Genomic DNA, 16,225 nt, shown 5'->3' with positions numbered 1-16,225 from the left:
CAACGCGCATTCCGCCCGCCGTTCAGTGCGAGAGGCCGGTCACCTTCTCGACGTGCCGCAGGCTCGGCTCGGCGAGCAGGGCGTGGAGCTCCACGAAGACGCGCCTGGCCTCGACGGCGTTCCAGTCGGCCGGCAGCAGTTCGGTGGGCAGGCCGGGGTCGAGGTAGGGCAGCCGGCGCCACTGGGTGAGCATCGGCACGTAGTCGCGGAACGCCTCGACCGGGTCGATCTGCGGCTCCTCCCGCAGCTCGTCGGCGACCGGCCCCCAGGCGTCGGTGAATTCGGCGTACTGGGCCTCGATGGCCGCGAAGTCCCACCACGACGTCACGGCGGTGGGCAGGTCGGCGAAGGCCGCGTGGTGGGAGGTGAAGAGGTGGACGTACTCACTCAGGCCGGTCCGCTCCAGCATGCCCCGCGCGTCGGGCAGCAGCCGGGCGGGTGCCAGCCACACGCCCGGCGAGACGTTGCCGAAGCCGAGCCAGGACAGGCGTGAGCGCAGCTGGTGGCGGTGGGCGCGCTCGGACTCCGGGACCGAGAACACCGCCATCACCCAGCCGTCCTCGAGGCGGGCGGGTTCGAGGTGGCCGAAGATGCGGCGGTCACCCTCGTCGAAGACCGGGCCCATGGCGTCACCGAGGTGGTACCCGACGCCGGTGCGTCGCTCCTGGACGAGTGTCCCGCCCTTCTTCAGGCGGGAGATCGCGGAGCGCACGGCCTGGCTGTCGACGTCCAGTTCGGCCATCAGCCCGATCAGGTCTGCGATGGAGATCCAGCCCCCGAGTCGGCGGACGAATTCGCCGTAGATCGTGTTGATCAGGGAGCTGGGCCGGATCGCGGTCTCCGCCATGGTCGCCCTTCCTCTGGTACCGCGGCGATCATACCGAGCGCGGCTCCCGGGCCCGGCCGGGGCCGACGGCGTGGAGCCGGGGTGCCCGCCCGGGGCTCACGCGGGCACCTCATCCGGACGCCGCCGAACAGGCCGTCAACTCCGAGGCACCTCAGCCGGAGCCGGTACTCCGGCCTGTCCGGGAACGGCGGGATCAGGGACCGCCCGCGCCCAGCGGCGCAGCTCCGCCCGGTGGATCTTGCCGCTGGAGTTGCGGGGCAGCGCCGGGACGAACTCCACCGCACGCGGGTACTTGTAGGGCGCGATGGTCCGCTTGACGAAGTCCTGGAGCTCCTTGACGGTGCCCGGCCCGGCCGGCACGCCGTCGCGGAGCACCACGTACGCCTTGACGATCATTCCGCGCCGCTCGTCCGGAGCTCCCGCGACCGCGCAGTCCAGGACGTCAGGGTGCCCGATGAGGGCCTGCTCGACCTCCGGGCCGGCGATGTTGTGACCGGAGGAGACGATCATGTCGTCGCTGCGTGCCTGGTACCAGAAGTAGCCGTCCCGGTCGCGGATGTAGGTGTCGCCGGTGACGTTCCAGCCGTCGCGGACATAGCCGGCCTGCCGCTCGTCGTCCAGGTAGCGGCAGCCGGTCGGCCCCTTGACCGCGAGCAGGCCGGGCTGCCCGTCGGGCACGGGGCTGCCCTGCTCGTCCAGCACGGCGGCCCGGTAGCCGGGGACGGGCCTGCCGGTGGCGCCGGGGCGGATGTCGCCGTCGGCGGCGGAGATGAAGATGTGGAGCAGCTCGGTCGCCCCGATGCCGTCGACCAGGCGCAGCCCGGTGGCCTCGTGGAACGCCTCCCACAGGGCAGCGGGCAGGGATTCGCCGGCGGACACGCAACGGCGCACGGCGGAAAGGCGGTCGGCGAGTCCGGCGGCCAGGATCGCCCGGTAGGCGGTGGGGGCGGTGAACAGGACGGTGACCCCGTGCTCCGCCACCTGCTCCGCGAGCTGCTGAGGGGTCGCCTGCTCCAGCAGCAGGGATGCCGCGCCGGCCCGCAGGGGGAAGACCACCAGCCCGCCGAGGCCGAAGGTGAACGCCAGCGGAGGTGTACCGGCGAACAGGTCCTCCGGTTCGGGCTCGAGGATGTGGCGGGAGAAGGTGTCGGCATTGGCCAGCACGTCGCGGTGGAAGTGCATGGTGGCCTTGGGCCGGCCGGTGGTGCCGGAGGTGAAGGCGATCAGCGCCACATCGTCCGCGGCCGTGTCGACGGCGGTGAAGACCCCGGTCTTGGCGCCACAGAGCGCCGTCAGGTCGTCCGAGCCGGCGCCGCCGTAGGTGAGGATCGTCAGACCGGGCGTCTCGGCTGCGGCGAGATCGTCGTGGAAGCGGTGATCGCACAGGGCGATGACGGGTGCGCCGATCTCGTGCACGGTCTCCAGTTCGTGCGCCCGCAGCAGGGGCATGGTGGTGACGGCGACCGCGCCGGCCTTCAGCACGCCGAGCCAACAGGCCACCAGCCAGGGGTTGTTGGGGCCACGCAGCAGCACGCGGTTGCCGGGCACCAGTCCGAGGTCCTCGGTGAGCACCTGCGCGACCTGGCCGGACCGGCGTTGAAGCTCGCCGTACGTCCACTGCTCGGTCGGCGTGAGCAGGCACCGGCGGTCCGGTCCCAGCCGCTCGACGGTGTCGTCGAGCAGCGCCGTCGCGCAGTTCAGCCGGTCGGGGTAGGCCAACTCCGGTAGGTCGAAGAGAAGTTCGGGCCACTGCTCGAAGGGCGGGAGTCGGTCGCGACAGAACGTGTCCACATGGGCAGAAGGGGAGAGCTCCATGGCGGCACCTCATTCGGTTCGGCGAGGAGTGAGGCAAGTATGCCGCTGTCATGACGACAGTCAATAGACCGGTATCTTTTGGTGCGGAAAATCCTCGCCCCATCGGTCCGGGACGGACTGCATGGCGAACCGGCCTGAAGGACACACGGGTTGGCCGCAGAGTCCGCACGGTCATGGCGCCCCCGTCAGGCGACGGCCGGGACCCGCACCCGAATGGTCTTCCCCAGACCCAGCGGCAGGACGCACATGTCGCCGTCCGCATCTGCGACGGCCCGCCCGATGATGAACAGCCCACGGCCGCTCTCGGCATCCTCGCCGGCCTCCACCAGGACCTGCGGCCGGAACGGGTGGTCGTCGCTCACCTCGAGCCGCACCCGCACGCCGTCGAGACCGACCGCCACCCGCACCCGCCGCGTCACCGGCGCCGCATGCGTGACCGCATTGGAGACCAGCTCGCTGACCGCCAGCAGCAGCGTGTCGATGACGTCCGGGCCGACCCGCCAGACGCGCAGCACGTCGCGCAGCAGATGCCTGACCTCGGGGACGGCAGCGGCGGCCGGCGGGAACACCCAGCGGACGAGCCGATGGCCGGGCGCACACACCGGGCGCTCCTCCCGGACCTGGGCGGCGGGCGGCACGCGGACGGGCTGCTCAGAGATGGTGTGCATGATCGGAACTCCCGGTGGGGCGGGGAGGCGAGAAGGATGGTGACACGTGTTACCTTGCCATCTCGACCGAGATCCACTCAAGACCGTGACGCGAAAAATGTCCGATTCAGGGCAGAATTCTCGCCAGGCGAGACACCGTCACACCTGCGCGCTCACCCAAGGCCGGGGCCGCAGGCCACGACGAAGGGGAGGACCGTCGCGGCCAGGGTCAGCGCGGCCGTCGACCACCAGGCCGCGGGGTGGGGTCCGCGTCGGGGGTGGAGCAGGCGCCGTACTCTCAGCAGCACCGCCGAGCCACCCAGCCCGAAGGCGAAGCCGGGCGTCCGGGCGGCTGCGACCTCGCACATCGCCCCGACGAGCGCACTCGGCGAATGGGATCGCGCCGCCCGGTCGTCGGCGACCATCTCCAGCAGGACGGCCGTCTCCGCGCGGGCCAGCCGCCCCAGCGGAAGCCCGGGGAAGGCGTGCGCGAACGCCTCGGTCGCAGCGGTGATCAGATGATGCCGGCCCACCAGGTGTGCCTGCTCGTGCGCCAGGACCGCGCGCAGCTGCTGCGGCGACAGCACGTCCAGCGCGCCCCGCGTCAGCACCACCCGCCGCAGACGCCCCGGGAGGCAGTACACCGCCGGTACGGCGTGTTCCACCAGGACGGCCGACAGCTCCGGTGCGGGCCGGGCCAGGATGTCCAGCTGGGCGGCGTGGTGGCGGCGGCTGCGATAGGCCCGCGCGACGGTGAGCACGTACCAGCCGAGAGGCCACACCCCTGCCGCGAGCGGCAGGAGAGCCTGAGCGGCCTCGCCCGCGACCGCAGCGCCCACGCCGTCGGCGGTCGCCGCACCGCACACATGCAGGAGCCCGAGCACCCCTCCGTGGACATGGCGGTCTGGCACCACCACGTGATGCGCGAGGAGCACGAGGGACGAGACGAAGGAGACCAGCAGTCCCTGCCAGACCAGCACGGCCAGGCCGGGGGCCCGCTGCGTCCAGCGGGCCCGCACCAGCGCGTGCGGCAGCGCCAGGCCGACCAGCAGCGCGTACGCCAGCAGCACCGCTATCCCGATCACGCGTCGTCGCTCCGGGCGATCGAGCGCAGCGCCGCCCGCAGGGCCGCCACCTCGTCCGCGGACATCTGGTTGACGAAGTGGGAGAGCGCCGCCGGACGGTCCTTGCTGAGGCCGAGCACGTCCTGCATCACGGCCGCCGTGTACTCCTCCCTGCTGCGCACGGGCTCGTACAGCCAGGCGCGGCCCTCCTTGGTGCGGCGCAGCAGGCCCTTGCCGTGGAGGATGTCGGCGACGGTCATCACCGTCGTGTAGGCGACCGGCCGATGCCTGTTGATGTCGTCGACCACGTCCCGGACGGTGGCGGGACGGCCCCAGCTCCACAGGCGGTCCATGATCTCCGCTTCGAGTTCCCCCAGCCCGCGAACCACCGTGGCGCCCTCTCGTTCAACCGTTCCTCGCTGCGCTCATGGTAGACGGGCCGGGAGTCGGCGCCTCCCGGCCGTCGGCCGACAGGGCTCAGAGGCCGCTCGGCCAGGTGTACGTGCCGGGGACGGCCACCGTCGCGTTCTCGGCGACCGTGCCGTAGACCAGGGCGATCTCGTCGTGGGCTCCCAGAATGATCGCGGCGGGGTTGCCGGCGACCGGTTTGCCGTTGACGTACGCGGTCAGCGTGTGGGTGGCGTCGGTCTTCAGGCCGCCGAGGTGGTCGGCGGAGGCGGAGACCTGCCACTGCGTCAGGAACTGGCCGAGGCTGAAGTCGGCCTTCACCGGCGATTCGACGTGGATGATGCCGGTGGTGTCGTGGCTGTGCAACGGGCTGATCTGCTGCTTGGCCTCGTCGATACCGATCAGTGCCGGCACCGTCACCGCCTTGCCGTTCGCGAAGACGTCGAGGTGCGCGTGGATGTGCTCGACCGTGCCCTCCGAGCCGAGCATCGGCAGTCCGGCGGCCTTCACGGCGGCGGCCGGGTCGGCCGGCGCGTCCCAGGGCGGCAGTGTGGTGCGGCCCTCGGCCGTGAGGCGCGGCTGCGCGGGCACCGCGACGGACGACCCCGTACCGCCGGAGTCGTAGTTCAGGGCGACGGCGGTCGCGATGCCGCCCACCACCGCGAGGACGGCGAGGCCGATCGCGCCGCGGGTGAGCAGGCGCTTGCGCTTCTCCCGGCGGGCCTCCTCGGCCCGGAGCGCGGCTGCACGGGCCCGACGGTCGCCGGACTGCGGTTTCTGGGCGGACATGGCGCGAGCCTCCTCCGTGAGCCGGTCTGCGGACGAAAAAGCAGGCCCCTCACCACCAACGGTCCCCCAAGATGCCCCCGGCCGCCGCCCAGCGGCCCGGTGGCCCCAGGCCCTGTCTGACAATTCCTGCCGGGCGCACGACGCCAGGCATCCCGCCTGGACGCACCGCCGGATCGGCCAAGTACGACCCCGTACGAGACCGACCCGCCGGCACGCCCAGCCGGGCGCGAAATGGGGCCCCTCCCGGCCGGAGGCTGGGGGAGCCGCGCGCTGATCCGACGCGAATTGTCAGACCGGGCCTCGGCGCGCGTGATGCTCGCGTGATGCCCGAGCGTGTCCGGTGGTCGGTTGCCGTACTGCGGGGGAAAGCTTCAGGGATGACGCACGCGATCTTGCACGCACTGTCGATTGCCGGCTCGATGACCTGGGAGATCACCTGGGCCCTGATCCTGGGCTTCGCCCTCTCGGCGGTGGTGCAGGCGATCGCACGGAAGTCGACCGTCGTCTCCCTGCTCGGCGACGACCGACCCCGCTCGCTCGCGATCGCCGCCGGGCTCGGCGCCGCGTCCTCGTCCTGCTCCTACGCAGCGGTGGCGCTGGCGCGGTCCCTGTTCCGCAAGGGCGCGAACTTCACCGCCGCGATGGCCTTCGAGATCGCCTCCACCAACCTGGTCGTCGAACTCGGCATCATTCTGGCGCTGCTGATGGGCTGGCAGTTCACGGCGGCCGAGTTCTTCGGCGGGCCGATCATGATCCTCGTACTGGCCGTACTGTTCCGGCTGTTCCTGCGGTCTAGGCTGCTGCGCGAGGCACGCGAGCAGGCCGAACGCGGGCTGGCGGGTTCGATGGAGGGCCACGCGGCGATGGACATGTCCGTCCACCGCGAAGGCCCCTTCGCCCGGCGGCTGCTGTCCGGCGAGGGCTTCACCGCCACCTCGCACGTCTTCGTCATGGAGTGGGCCGCGATCCTGCGTGACCTGGTGCTCGGGCTGCTCATCGCCGGCGCCATCGCGGCCTGGGTCCCCGACAGCTTCTGGCAGACCTTCTTCTTCGAGGGCCACCCGTTGGCCGCCAAGCTCTGGGGGCCGATCATCGGCCCGCTGGTGGCCATCGCCTCGTTCGTGTGCTCCATCGGCAACGTGCCGCTCGCCGTGGTGCTGTGGAAGGGCGGCATCAGCTTCGGCGGCGTGATCTCCTTCATCTTCGCCGACCTGCTGATCCTGCCGATCCTCAACATCTACCGGAAGTACTACGGCCCACGGACGGCAGCGTTCCTGCTCGTCACCTTCTACCTGTCCATGGTCACCGCCGGTTACGTCGTCGAGTTCACCTTCGGCGGTCTCGGCCTCATCCCCGACCCCGAGGACGCCACCATCCCCATGGAGGGCGTCTCCTGGAACTACACCACCTACCTCAACATCGCCTTCCTCCTCCTCGCCGCCGCTCTCCTGGTGCGCTTCCTCAGAACCGGCGGGCCCGCCATGCTCCGCATGATGAGCGGCAGACCCGGCACCGACGGACATGGCCATGACCATGCCGCCCACTGAGCAGGTGCGCGGGCGAGCCTCGCAGCTGCCGGCCCACGACTTGCGGATGATCCCCGAGTCGCTCAGGCTCGCCTTGACCCCGGCCGGCGCCCTTCGAAGGATGCGCGACGACATCGCACACCGGCCGGAGGCCGCCCCGTCCCTGGCTCGCCCGGACCGCGCGAGAACGTACGGAGGTCATGATGGAGTTCGAGGTGATCATCGAGATCCCCCAGGGGTCGCGGAACAAGTACGAGATGGACCATGCGCTCGGGCGGATCCGCCTGGACCGGACCCTGTTCACCGCCACCCGCTACCCCGCCGACTACGGCTACATCGACGGCACCCTCGGCCGGGACGGCGACCCGCTGGACGCGCTCGTCCTGGTCGGCGAACCGACCTTCCCCGGCTGCTCCATCGTCTGCCGGGCCCTGGGCATGTTCGTGATGACGGACGAGGCGGGCCCGGACGAGAAGGTGCTGTGCGTGCCCGCGCACGACCCGCGCAGGGCCGATCTCCAGGACATCGGCGACGTACGTGCGTTCGACCTGCTCGAGATCGCCCACTTCTTCGAGGTCTACAAGGACCTGGAGCCGGGCAAGTCCGTCGAGGGTTCCCACTGGGCGAACCGCGACCTGGCCCACGCGGAGATCGAGGCGGCCCGCGCCCGAGCCGCCGGCGGACCCGCCCATCGGCCGGTCTGAGAGCCGACGTCCGGCCTGGCCGTGCGAAGGACTGGGGTGAGGCCCCCGAGGGAGGCCCGCTCCTCGCGCACGCAGGCGGGCGGGGGCATGATGGCCACCAGGAGGACCAAGGAGGGTTCCGGGCCATGGACATCTCGTTGACCACCGATCGGCTCATCATCCGGGACTGGTCCGTCGACGACGCCGAGGAGGCACTGGCGATCTACGGTTCGCCGGACGTCGCACACTGGCTCACTCCTGCGATGGACCGCGTCCGCGACCTGGCGGCGATGCGCTCGGTGCTGCAGGCGTGGCAGGAGGCGCAGCCGAACCTGCCGCCGCCTCGGGGACGGTGGGCCGTGCAGCGCAGGGACGACAGGACGGTCGTCGGTGGCCTCGGCATCCGGCTGCTGCCGCCGTACGAGGACGACCTCGAGATGAGCTGGCAGCTGGCCCCCGGGGCGTGGGGGCAGGGCTATGCCACCGAGGCCGGCCGCGCGCTGATCGCCTGGGCGTTCACCCAGGACGCCGAAGAACTCTTCGCAGTGGCGCGGCCGAACAACGTCCGCGCCATCGCCATGGCCAAGCGGCTCGGCATGCAGTGGGTCGGCGAGACCTCCAAGTACTACGGCCTCAACCTGCAGGTCTACCGCGTCCGCCCCAGCGACCTGCCCAGCGATCTTCCCAGCTGATCACTTCCCGCCGGAATCCGCCATGAGCAACACCGAAACCCGGCCCGTCGAGATGCTGTGCGGCGAGCCGATCCCCGAGTCCGACGATTCGGCCCGACCCGCCGTCGAGGTACTCACCGCGCGGGACGTGCCCCTGGGCGGCGTACGCGCCATGCGGGTACGCCGCACACTCCCCCAGCGGGCCCGATCCCTGATCGGCGCGTGGTGTTTCGCCGACCACTACGGCCCCGAGGACGTCAGCGGTACCGACGGCATGTTCATCCCGCCGCACCCGCACGCCGGGCTGCAGACCGTGAGCTGGCTGTTCAGCGGCGAGCTCGAGCACCGGGACAGCCTCGGCACCCACGCGCTGGTACGGCCCGGCGAGCTGAACATCATGACCGGCGGCCACGGCATCTGCCACTCCGAGGTCTCCACGCCGGAGGTACGGACGCTGCACGGCGTTCAGCTGTGGGTCGGCCTGCCCCACGCGCACCGCGAGGCTCCCCGCGACTTCCAGCACTACGCACCGCCGACGACCGAGCTCGGCGGTGCGACCGCGCGGGTGTTCCTCGGCGAGCTCGCCGGCGCCCGCTCCCCCGTCCGGACGTTCACGCCGCTGCTCGGCGCGGAAATCGGCGTGGAACCGCACGCGCAGGTCACCCTGGACGTCGACCCCCGCTTCGAGCACGGCGTGCTCGTCGACACCGGTGCGGTGACCATGGCCGGCACCGGGCTGGCCCGCACCGATCTCGGCTACCTCGGCGTCGGTGCGGCGGAGTTGACGCTGGCCAACCCCACCGACGAGTCCGCTCGCCTGATCCTGCTCGGCGGGCCGCCGTTCGGCGAGCAGATCGTCATGTGGTGGAACTTCGTCGCCCGCAGCCACGAGGAGATCGTCGCCTTCCGGGACGCCTGGCAGCACGAGACCGATCGGTTCGGCAGCATCGACGGCTTCGAAGGCACCCCGCGCCGCCTGCCCGCCCCCGCCCTCCCGAACTCCCGCCTGAAGCCCCGCGCCGCGCCCCCGCCGCCCAGGTGAGGCGGATGCATGACGCCGGTGGATGCCTGGCCAGGGCAGGAGGGTGTGCGCAGCTGTCGCTCACCCGTACACTGCTGAGCTGCTCGCGTCATTACCGGTCGGTAGGGGTTGGGGAGTGCGCATGGCGTACAAGCGGGTTCACGCGTTCGGTGACGATGCGCTGGGTGAGCACGACGCGGTGGCCTTGGCGGCGCTGGTGCGCGCCGGCGACGTGAGCCCCGCGGAGTTGGCCGCTGCCGCGGCGGCGCGTGCCGGGCGGATCGACTCCGAACTGGCTCCCGTTGCCTTTCCGGCGTACGGGGAGCCGCGAGTTGCTCAGGATGGCGACGGCGGTGCACTGTTCGGGGTCCCCACGTACCTGAAGGACAACGTGGACCTGCGGGGCCTGCCGACCGGGCAGGGCAGCGCGGCGTTCCGAGCCCGGCCTGCGCGGCGGAACTCGGGCTTCACCGATCAGTTCCTGAGCACCGGCCTGACGGTTCTGGGCAAGACGAGGATGCCGGAGTTCGGACTCAACGCCTCGACCGAGTTCGCGACGGCGGAGCCGGTGCGCAACCCGTGGAACCCGTCGCACTCGCCCGGGGCGTCCTCCGGTGGGGCTGCCGCTCTCGTGGCGGCGGGGGTGGTGCCCATCGCGCATGCCAACGACGGTGGTGGTTCGATCCGGATACCGGCGGCATGCTGCGGACTGGTCGGCCTGAAGCCGACTCGCGGGCGGCTGGTGGCCAACCCGCAGGGCCGGCAGTTGCCGATCGACATCATCACGGACGGGGTGGTCACGCGCTCGGTCCGGGATACCGCCGCCTTCTTCGCGGCGGCGGAGCGCCATCACCGCAATCCCGCGCTCCCACCGCTGGGGCTGGTGGAAGGGCCCGGAGAACGGCGGTTGAGAATCGGGCTGGTCGTGGACTCGCCGTTGGCGGTCACCGATGAGGAGACTCGTCGCGCGGTCGAGCAGACGGCTTCGCGGTTGGAGGGGATGGGGCACCGGGTCGTACCGGCGACGCTGCCGTTCGGGGCGGAGTTCTCGCAGGACTTCACGCTGTACTGGGGCTACATCGCCTTTCTGATCGCGGTCACGGGCCGGCTGTCGGTGGATCGGAGCTTCCAGGCGCGGAAGCTGGACGGTCTGACGAAGGGGCTGCGGCGCAGTTACCAGCGCGGATTCCTGCGGACGCCCGGGGTGCTGCGCCGACTGGCGCGGGCAAAGGAGGCGTATGCCGGACTGTTCCGCGAGCACGACGTGATCCTGTCGCCGGTGCTGGCACACGTGGCCCCACCGATCGGGCATCTGAGTCCGAATGTGGCTTTCGAGGAGCTGCTGGACCGTCTGAACCGCTATGTCGCCTTCACCCCGGTGAACAATGTGGCGGGTGGCCCGGGGATCTCGCTGCCCGCGGGTGCAGCGGCGAACGACCTGCCGATCGGCGTGCATCTCTCGGCCGCTCACGGGCAGGAGCGGATGCTGCTGGAGCTGGCGTTCGCGCTGGAGGCGGACCGGCCCTGGCGGCGGATTCAGGACTGAGGACTGTACCGGCGACAGCCTGGCAGCGACACGCCGGCGGCCAGGGCCAGCGCGGCCCGGTACCGGTGTCGTCGGCGGGGGCGGGATCGGGTGAGGTGCATGGGTCTCCCTTGAACGAGTGGGTAAGGGGGTAATCCATGGCGCGCTGATGGTGCGTCACCCCCGATACAGGGGTGGCGGCTTCCGTACGCCCGCTTCGTACGGCGTGCGCTCGGGCCGATTGTTATCGTTAACAATCGGTGCGTCAATGACCCGCGCACGACCTCGCTGCTCCTCGTCGCGAAAGCCGACGGAGCTGATACCGGAGGCCGTCCGGAGCCGACCCTCTACATCCCCCTCGCCGCACCCCTGGCCTGCCGACGGAGCAGGCCGGGGGATTGCAGCGTGCCGCGCGCGGACTCAGCGCGGGTGGGTGACCTGCCCGTGGGCTTCGGTGAAGGTCCGTACGTGGGCGAGGAGTTGGTGCGGGGTCTCGAGCTGGGGGAGGTGGCCGGCGGCCGGGATCAGGTGGAACTCGGCGCCGGGGATGGCCTCGGCGTAGGCACGGCCGTAGGCAGGGCGCACGATTCCGTCGCTCTCGCCCCACAGGACGAGGGTCGGCGTGGTGACGTCGGCAAGGCGAGCGCGCAGGTGCGGGTCGCCCATGGACGGACTTCCGCCGTAGACCGCCAGGGTGCGCCGGTTGGCGGCCAGCGCGGCCGACTGCTGCTCGCTGAGCGAGGCGGGGTCGACGTGAAAGGGGGCCGGGTCGTGGTAGGCGAGTTGGGACAGTTCGGCCGGCGACAGGCCGAAGATGTCGGTGATCGGGGACTCGTCGACGGCGATGCCGACGGCGTTGACCAGGACGACGGCGCTGACCCGGGGGCTGTGCAGCAGCGCGAGTTCGGCGGCGATCCAGCCGCCGATGGAGTTGCCGACCAGGGTGACGTCCTCGAGGTCGAGTCGGTCGAGCAGGTCGCGGTAGAGCGCGGCGAGGCCGCCGATGCCGTCGAGGCCGTCCGGGCGCGGCGTGCCGGCGAACCCGGGGTGAGTCGGGGTGATCACCTGGCCGGGCCCGTGGCCGGCCAGGAGTTCGGCGAAGGCGGCGACCGAGTGGGGCCCGGCGCCGCCGTGCAGCAGGAGGTACGGGCGGCCCTCGCCGCGCCGGTCGAAGGTGAGGTCAGGTTCCATATCAACAACGTTAGATCAGGATATTGATATAAACAAGCTTAGATTGAGCGCTAGGATCGTCCCGTGAGTACATCCCTCCAGGAACTCGGGCAGGCCGTGAAGCGGCTGCAGAACCGCCACCACCACGCGCTGAACTCCGCCCTCCAGCAGATCGGGGTCAGCCTGGTGCAGTGGGATGCCCTACGACACCTCGACCAGCGCCCCGAAGCCTCCCTGCACGACTTGGCGCAGCTGACCTTCCAGACCGACCAGGCCTTCGGCACCCTGGCCGGCCGGATGGTCGAGCGAGGGCTGATCGAGCGGACTCCGGGGCCCGGACGCGCCGTACGGCACCGGCTCACCGAGCGCGGCCGCCAGGTCCGGCAGGAGGGCGCCGAGATCGTGGAACGCGTCCTCGCCGAGTCCTTCGCCCCGCTCACCGCCGACCAGCGCGACACTCTCGGCGGCCTGCTGAACCGCCTGCTCACGGGCGGCGAGGAACGGCACGACGGGCAGGCCCAGCCGCCGGAACTCCCCGCCGGCGGGGAGGGCAGTTCCCGCTGACGCCGCTCCCCACTCGGCCGCCTCAGCCGGTCGAGGCCGGGCGCAGCTCCGCCGTCTGCGCAGGACCGGTCACTCGGGTGGCGCCATACTGGGGGCATGGCGAAGAACAATCCTCCGCCGCAGCGCCAGTCGAGCCTCACGGTCAAGGGGCGCGAGATGCGGCTGCGGACGATCGGAGTCGGCGCCCTCGCGGTCCTGGCCGTCTGGTTCATCGCGGCCAACACCCGATCGGTCTCCATCACGCTGTGGGTCACCACCGTCACCATGCCCCTATGGGTGGTCCTGACCGTGACCCTGCTGACCGGCATGGTGATCGGCTTCTTCGTGGCGCGGCGCCGGGCGAGACGCTGACCGGTACACGGGTGGATGACCCCTGCATCCGTCCCGATCCTCACCAACTCCCGGTCCCGCACGACTCGCTGGCCGTCGGGTTGCCGGGGCCGGTGGCGCAACCTCCCCCCGCCGGCGAGCCCCGGTCCGCGGCGTAGCCGGGTCGATCCGTCAGCCCACAGGGGGCCTGTGGTCACGGCCCAGGGACGCGTTCAACGGCGAACGGCCAAGGAACCGGGGGAATTTCCCCGAGCGGCGGCAACCTCCGGTGCGGCGGCGGCAACTGAAGGGCTGACAGTCTCCCCCTCACCGAAGGACCGACATCACGTGTCTGCCCCCTCGCACCGCCGCTCCCCCGCCCGGCGGCGGCTCGCTCTGGTCGGCGCCGCCGCCCTGACGACCGCCGGTCTCGCCGCCGTACCGCTCACCATGAGTGCAGGCGCCGCCGCCGTCGACCTCGCGCACACGCCCCTGCCCGCCAAGGACGGCTGGGCCGCCGACGGTTCGGGCACCACCGGCGGCCAAGCCGCCGACGCCGCCCACACCTTCACCGTCTCCACCCGGGCGGAGCTGGCGAAAGCCCTGAAGGCCGGCCCCACCGGCGCACCACGGATCATCCAGATCAAGGGCTCCATCGACGCCAACACCGACGACTCCGGCAAGCCCCTGGGCTGTGCGGACTACGCGGCCGGCACCGGCTACTCGCTCAGCGCCTATCTGAAGGCCTACGACCCGGCCACCTGGGGCCGCGCCAAGCTTCCGACGGGCGCCCAGGAGTCGGCCCGCAGCGCGGCGCAGGCCCGGCAGGCCGCGCGCGTGGTCCTGAGCGTGCCGTCCAGGACGACGATCGTGGGAGTACCCGGCTCGGGCGCGGCGATCGTCGGCGGCAGCCTCCAGGTGAGTCATGCGGACAACGTCATCATCCGCAACCTCACCCTCACCGACACCCGCGACTGCTTCCCCCAGTGGGACCCGACCGACGGCTCGTCGGGGAACTGGAACTCCCAGTACGACGCGGTCACGCTACGCGGCGCCACGCACGTCTGGGCCGACCACAACACCTTCGGCGACAGCCCGCACGACGACAGCGCCAACCCGTCCTACTTCGGGCGCGAGTACCAGGTCCACGACGGCGCACTCGACATCACCAACGCCTCCGACCTGGTCACCGTCGAGTACAACCGGTTCACCAACCACGACAAGACCATGCTCATCGGCAGCAGCGACAAGGACTCGAAGCTGCGGGTGACGCTCCATCACAACGTCTTCCAGGGCATCGTGCAGCGCGCCCCGCTGGCCCGGGTCGGCCAGATCCACCTCTACGACAACTACTACGACACGGCGACGCTCAACGGCTACACCCACAGCTACAGCATCAACTCCCGGGCCAACGCCCAGGTCGTCGCGCAGAACAACTACTGGGCGCTGTCGAGCGACCGGAAGGTCTCGCAGCTGCTCAGCGGGGACGGCACCGGCGCGGTCGCCGGCAGCGGCAACCTGGTCAACGGCACGGTGGCCGACCTCGTCGCCGCGTACAACGCCGAGCACTCCGGCAAGAAGATCAAGACGGCCGTGAACTGGACGCCGAAGCTGACCGCGGGCCTGGAGTCCGCCGCCGGTCTGCCCGCCAAGCTCGCCAAGTCGGCCGGCGCGGGCGTCCTCACGAGTCGGAACCGGGTCGGCTGATGGCTCCCACCGCGGACCGGCCATGGGCTCGGCGGTTGCTATGCTGCCGTCTCCCGCGATTATGTTAACGCTCACATCCTGACCGGAGAGGTCTCCCCCACGGACATGCTCCTCGAAGACGCAGCCGCGGAGTTCCACGACTTCTTCGAGCGCCACCACGCCGAACTGGCCCGCCTCGCCCATCTCCTGACGGGCGAGTCGGACGCCGCCGACGACCTCGCCGCAGACGCGCTCGTCGCACTCTGGCACCGCTGGGACCGGGTACGGCGAGCGGACCATCCGCTCGCCTACGCCCGGGGCGTGGTCGCCAACATGGCGCGCAGTCGCATCCGCAGCGCGGTCCGCGAACGCCGCCGCGTCGCACTGTTCTGGGCCCGGCACACCGACCGGGTGGACGACCCGGACATCGCCGGCGTGGTGGACGTACGGGCCGCGCTGGGCCGGCTGCCCTTCCGCAAACGCTCGTGCGTCGTGCTGCGCCACGCCTTCGACCTGTCGGAGAAGGACACCGCCCTCGCCCTCGGCATATCGGTCGGTACGGTCAAGAGCCAGACCTCCAAAGGCATGGCGGAACTGAGACGCACACTCGGCACGCACGCCGCCGAGGAACTTGTGGGGAGGAGGAACTGATGGACGATCTGCACCGGCGGCTCCGGGAGGCCGCCGCCGCCCACCAGCCGGACCGGGCCCGCATCCTCGCCCGCCTGGAGCGCGGCATGACCACGTCCCCCGCCGCCCGTTCCACCGGCACCCGCAAGGCCCGGCACCGCATCCGGCTCGGCCTGTCCTGGCCGAGGCTCGCGCTCGCCGCACTCGCCACCGGTGCGGCCCTGGCGGCCGGCGGCCTCGCCGTGGGCGCCGTGGTCCAGAACAGCGAACCCCGGCAGGAGGCGGCCGCCGGCTCCGAGAGCTCCGCCGCCGGTTCCTCGCCGTCCCCCTCACCCCGCTCCCCCGGGTCAGGACAGCCGGGCGACACGCCGTCACCGTCCGGCACCGGTCGGCCATCCGCACCCGCCACCACGCCGCAGCCCGGCCACACGTCCGCAGCCCCACCCGGCGGCACACACACCGAGGACGGGCCCCTGTGGGCCGACGGATCCGTCGATCCCCACAGCAACAGCTTCTGGGCCCAGAGCAACGTCACCCTCAGGACCCGCAAGCCCCTGACCGCGCTGACCGTGGAACTGCGCATCGCCCAGACGGGCGGCGTCCGGAACACGGGAAGCTGGCAGACCCTGCCAGGTGACGACTTCACCATCTCCGTACGGGAGGACAACGGCGTGCTCGTCTACCGCTGGACGCTCAAGTCCGGCAGGACCGTCCCGGTGGGACAGCACGTCTTCGCCGGCCAGTACAACCACACGGCGGGCGGCCGGGACGCCCACGGCGACACCTACCGGGCGGACGCGAGCACGGCGGACACGAAACCCTCGGTCTGGGGCGACTTCGCACCCGGCACCTGAGCGACGGCGCGCAAAA

The 16,225-nt window shown here is 71.4% G+C and carries 17 protein-coding genes; 10 read left to right on the top strand and 7 right to left on the bottom strand.

What is annotated here, in order from left to right; all coding sequences use genetic code 11:
• Positions 1–22 precede the first annotated feature (22 nt).
• The 6 genes from FB465_RS27075 to FB465_RS27050 all read right to left on the bottom strand — a co-directional run bounded on the left by FB465_RS27075 (position 23) and on the right by FB465_RS27050 (position 5,570).
• Positions 23–847: a PaaX family transcriptional regulator gene (locus tag FB465_RS27075; protein WP_145794636.1), complete on the bottom strand. Its 825-nt coding sequence runs from the start codon at positions 845–847 to the stop codon at positions 23–25.
• Between the two features lie 135 nt (positions 848–982).
• Positions 983–2,662: an AMP-binding protein gene (locus tag FB465_RS27070; RefSeq protein WP_145794634.1), complete on the bottom strand. Its 1,680-nt coding sequence runs from the start codon at positions 2,660–2,662 to the stop codon at positions 983–985.
• Between the two features lie 185 nt (positions 2,663–2,847).
• Positions 2,848–3,330 carry an ATP-binding protein gene (locus FB465_RS27065; protein ID WP_145794632.1) on the bottom strand — a complete coding sequence of 161 codons (483 nt, stop codon included), beginning with the start codon at positions 3,328–3,330 and terminating at the stop codon, positions 2,848–2,850.
• 152 nt (positions 3,331–3,482) lie between these two features.
• The gene (locus tag FB465_RS27060) at positions 3,483–4,394 is read right to left on the bottom strand and encodes a M56 family metallopeptidase (RefSeq protein ID WP_145794630.1); all 912 of its coding nucleotides are present in this window, start codon (positions 4,392–4,394) and stop codon (positions 3,483–3,485) included.
• Positions 4,391–4,762, bottom strand: a complete 372-nt coding sequence (locus FB465_RS27055; protein WP_281292362.1) for a BlaI/MecI/CopY family transcriptional regulator — start codon at positions 4,760–4,762, stop codon at positions 4,391–4,393. Before FB465_RS27055 ends, FB465_RS27060 begins: the two co-directional genes overlap by 4 nt.
• Before the next feature lie 88 nt (positions 4,763–4,850).
• Positions 4,851–5,570 carry a hypothetical protein gene (locus tag FB465_RS27050; protein WP_145794627.1) on the bottom strand — a complete coding sequence of 240 codons (720 nt, stop codon included), beginning with the start codon at positions 5,568–5,570 and terminating at the stop codon, positions 4,851–4,853.
• A 377-nt stretch (positions 5,571–5,947) separates the two neighbouring features.
• On the opposite strand from FB465_RS27050, the gene FB465_RS27045 reads away from it, so the two are divergent.
• The 5 genes from FB465_RS27045 to FB465_RS27025 all read left to right on the top strand — a co-directional run bounded on the left by FB465_RS27045 (position 5,948) and on the right by FB465_RS27025 (position 11,017).
• Positions 5,948–7,117 carry a permease gene (locus FB465_RS27045; protein WP_145794625.1) on the top strand — a complete coding sequence of 390 codons (1,170 nt, stop codon included), beginning with the start codon at positions 5,948–5,950 and terminating at the stop codon, positions 7,115–7,117.
• Positions 7,118–7,299: 182 nt separating this feature from the next.
• Positions 7,300–7,800 (top strand): inorganic diphosphatase, encoded by a 501-nt coding sequence (locus FB465_RS27040; RefSeq protein ID WP_145797623.1) that lies wholly within the window; start codon positions 7,300–7,302, stop codon positions 7,798–7,800.
• A gap of 125 nt (positions 7,801–7,925) precedes the next feature.
• Entirely contained in the window at positions 7,926–8,471 is a 546-nt protein-coding gene (locus FB465_RS27035; RefSeq protein ID WP_145794624.1) for a GNAT family N-acetyltransferase, read from the top strand.
• 22 nt (positions 8,472–8,493) lie between these two features.
• Positions 8,494–9,492 (top strand): pirin family protein, encoded by a 999-nt coding sequence (locus FB465_RS27030; protein ID WP_145794622.1) that lies wholly within the window; start codon positions 8,494–8,496, stop codon positions 9,490–9,492.
• 121 nt (positions 9,493–9,613) lie between these two features.
• The gene (locus FB465_RS27025) at positions 9,614–11,017 is read left to right on the top strand and encodes an amidase (protein WP_145794620.1); all 1,404 of its coding nucleotides are present in this window, start codon (positions 9,614–9,616) and stop codon (positions 11,015–11,017) included.
• Between the two features lie 399 nt (positions 11,018–11,416).
• On the opposite strand, the gene FB465_RS27020 is transcribed toward FB465_RS27025, so the two are convergent.
• The gene (locus FB465_RS27020; protein WP_145794618.1) at positions 11,417–12,187 is read right to left on the bottom strand and encodes an alpha/beta fold hydrolase; all 771 of its coding nucleotides are present in this window, start codon (positions 12,185–12,187) and stop codon (positions 11,417–11,419) included.
• 63 nt (positions 12,188–12,250) lie between these two features.
• On the opposite strand from FB465_RS27020, the gene FB465_RS27015 reads away from it, so the two are divergent.
• From FB465_RS27015 to FB465_RS26995, 5 genes are all read left to right on the top strand, one after another.
• A complete protein-coding gene (locus FB465_RS27015; protein WP_145794617.1) occupies positions 12,251–12,730 on the top strand; it encodes a MarR family winged helix-turn-helix transcriptional regulator in 480 nt (159 codons plus the stop codon).
• Between the two features lie 96 nt (positions 12,731–12,826).
• Complete coding sequence (locus FB465_RS27010) at positions 12,827–13,081, top strand: LapA family protein (RefSeq protein ID WP_145794615.1); 255 nt, start codon at positions 12,827–12,829, stop codon at positions 13,079–13,081.
• Positions 13,082–13,387: 306 nt separating this feature from the next.
• Positions 13,388–14,746: a pectate lyase family protein gene (locus FB465_RS27005; RefSeq protein WP_246192862.1), complete on the top strand. Its 1,359-nt coding sequence runs from the start codon at positions 13,388–13,390 to the stop codon at positions 14,744–14,746.
• A 105-nt stretch (positions 14,747–14,851) separates the two neighbouring features.
• A complete protein-coding gene (locus tag FB465_RS27000) occupies positions 14,852–15,376 on the top strand; it encodes a SigE family RNA polymerase sigma factor (protein ID WP_145794612.1) in 525 nt (174 codons plus the stop codon).
• Positions 15,376–16,209 (top strand): hypothetical protein, encoded by an 834-nt coding sequence (locus FB465_RS26995; RefSeq protein ID WP_145794610.1) that lies wholly within the window; start codon positions 15,376–15,378, stop codon positions 16,207–16,209. The genes FB465_RS27000 and FB465_RS26995 overlap by 1 nt, the downstream gene beginning before the upstream one ends.
• The last annotated feature ends 16 nt before the right edge of the window (positions 16,210–16,225 follow it).

Source organism: Kitasatospora atroaurantiaca (assembly GCF_007828955.1).
Classification (GTDB): Bacteria; Actinomycetota; Actinomycetes; order Streptomycetales; family Streptomycetaceae; genus Kitasatospora; species Kitasatospora atroaurantiaca.
This window is presented reverse-complemented; position numbering and strand designations above follow the sequence as displayed.

What these genes read in the sequence shown, in the direction of transcription:
- FB465_RS27010 (WP_145794615.1), top strand. Translation starts at nt 12,827, where the DNA reads ATGGCGAAGAACAATCCTCCGCCGCAGCGCCAGTCGAGCCTCACGGTC.
- FB465_RS27030 (WP_145794622.1), top strand. Translation starts at nt 8,494, where the DNA reads ATGAGCAACACCGAAACCCGGCCCGTCGAGATGCTGTGCGGCGAGCCG.
- FB465_RS27020 (WP_145794618.1), bottom strand. Translation starts at nt 12,187, where the DNA reads ATGGAACCTGACCTCACCTTCGACCGGCGCGGCGAGGGCCGCCCGTAC.
- FB465_RS27035 (WP_145794624.1), top strand. Translation starts at nt 7,926, where the DNA reads ATGGACATCTCGTTGACCACCGATCGGCTCATCATCCGGGACTGGTCC.
- FB465_RS27045 (WP_145794625.1), top strand. Translation starts at nt 5,948, where the DNA reads ATGACGCACGCGATCTTGCACGCACTGTCGATTGCCGGCTCGATGACC.
- FB465_RS27070 (WP_145794634.1), bottom strand. Translation starts at nt 2,662, where the DNA reads ATGGAGCTCTCCCCTTCTGCCCATGTGGACACGTTCTGTCGCGACCGA.
- FB465_RS27075 (WP_145794636.1), bottom strand. Translation starts at nt 847, where the DNA reads ATGGCGGAGACCGCGATCCGGCCCAGCTCCCTGATCAACACGATCTAC.
- FB465_RS27065 (WP_145794632.1), bottom strand. Translation starts at nt 3,330, where the DNA reads ATGCACACCATCTCTGAGCAGCCCGTCCGCGTGCCGCCCGCCGCCCAG.
- FB465_RS26995 (WP_145794610.1), top strand. Translation starts at nt 15,376, where the DNA reads ATGGACGATCTGCACCGGCGGCTCCGGGAGGCCGCCGCCGCCCACCAG.
- FB465_RS27025 (WP_145794620.1), top strand. Translation starts at nt 9,614, where the DNA reads ATGGCGTACAAGCGGGTTCACGCGTTCGGTGACGATGCGCTGGGTGAG.
- FB465_RS27040 (WP_145797623.1), top strand. Translation starts at nt 7,300, where the DNA reads ATGGAGTTCGAGGTGATCATCGAGATCCCCCAGGGGTCGCGGAACAAG.
- FB465_RS27000 (WP_145794612.1), top strand. Translation starts at nt 14,852, where the DNA reads ATGCTCCTCGAAGACGCAGCCGCGGAGTTCCACGACTTCTTCGAGCGC.
- FB465_RS27050 (WP_145794627.1), bottom strand. Translation starts at nt 5,570, where the DNA reads ATGTCCGCCCAGAAACCGCAGTCCGGCGACCGTCGGGCCCGTGCAGCC.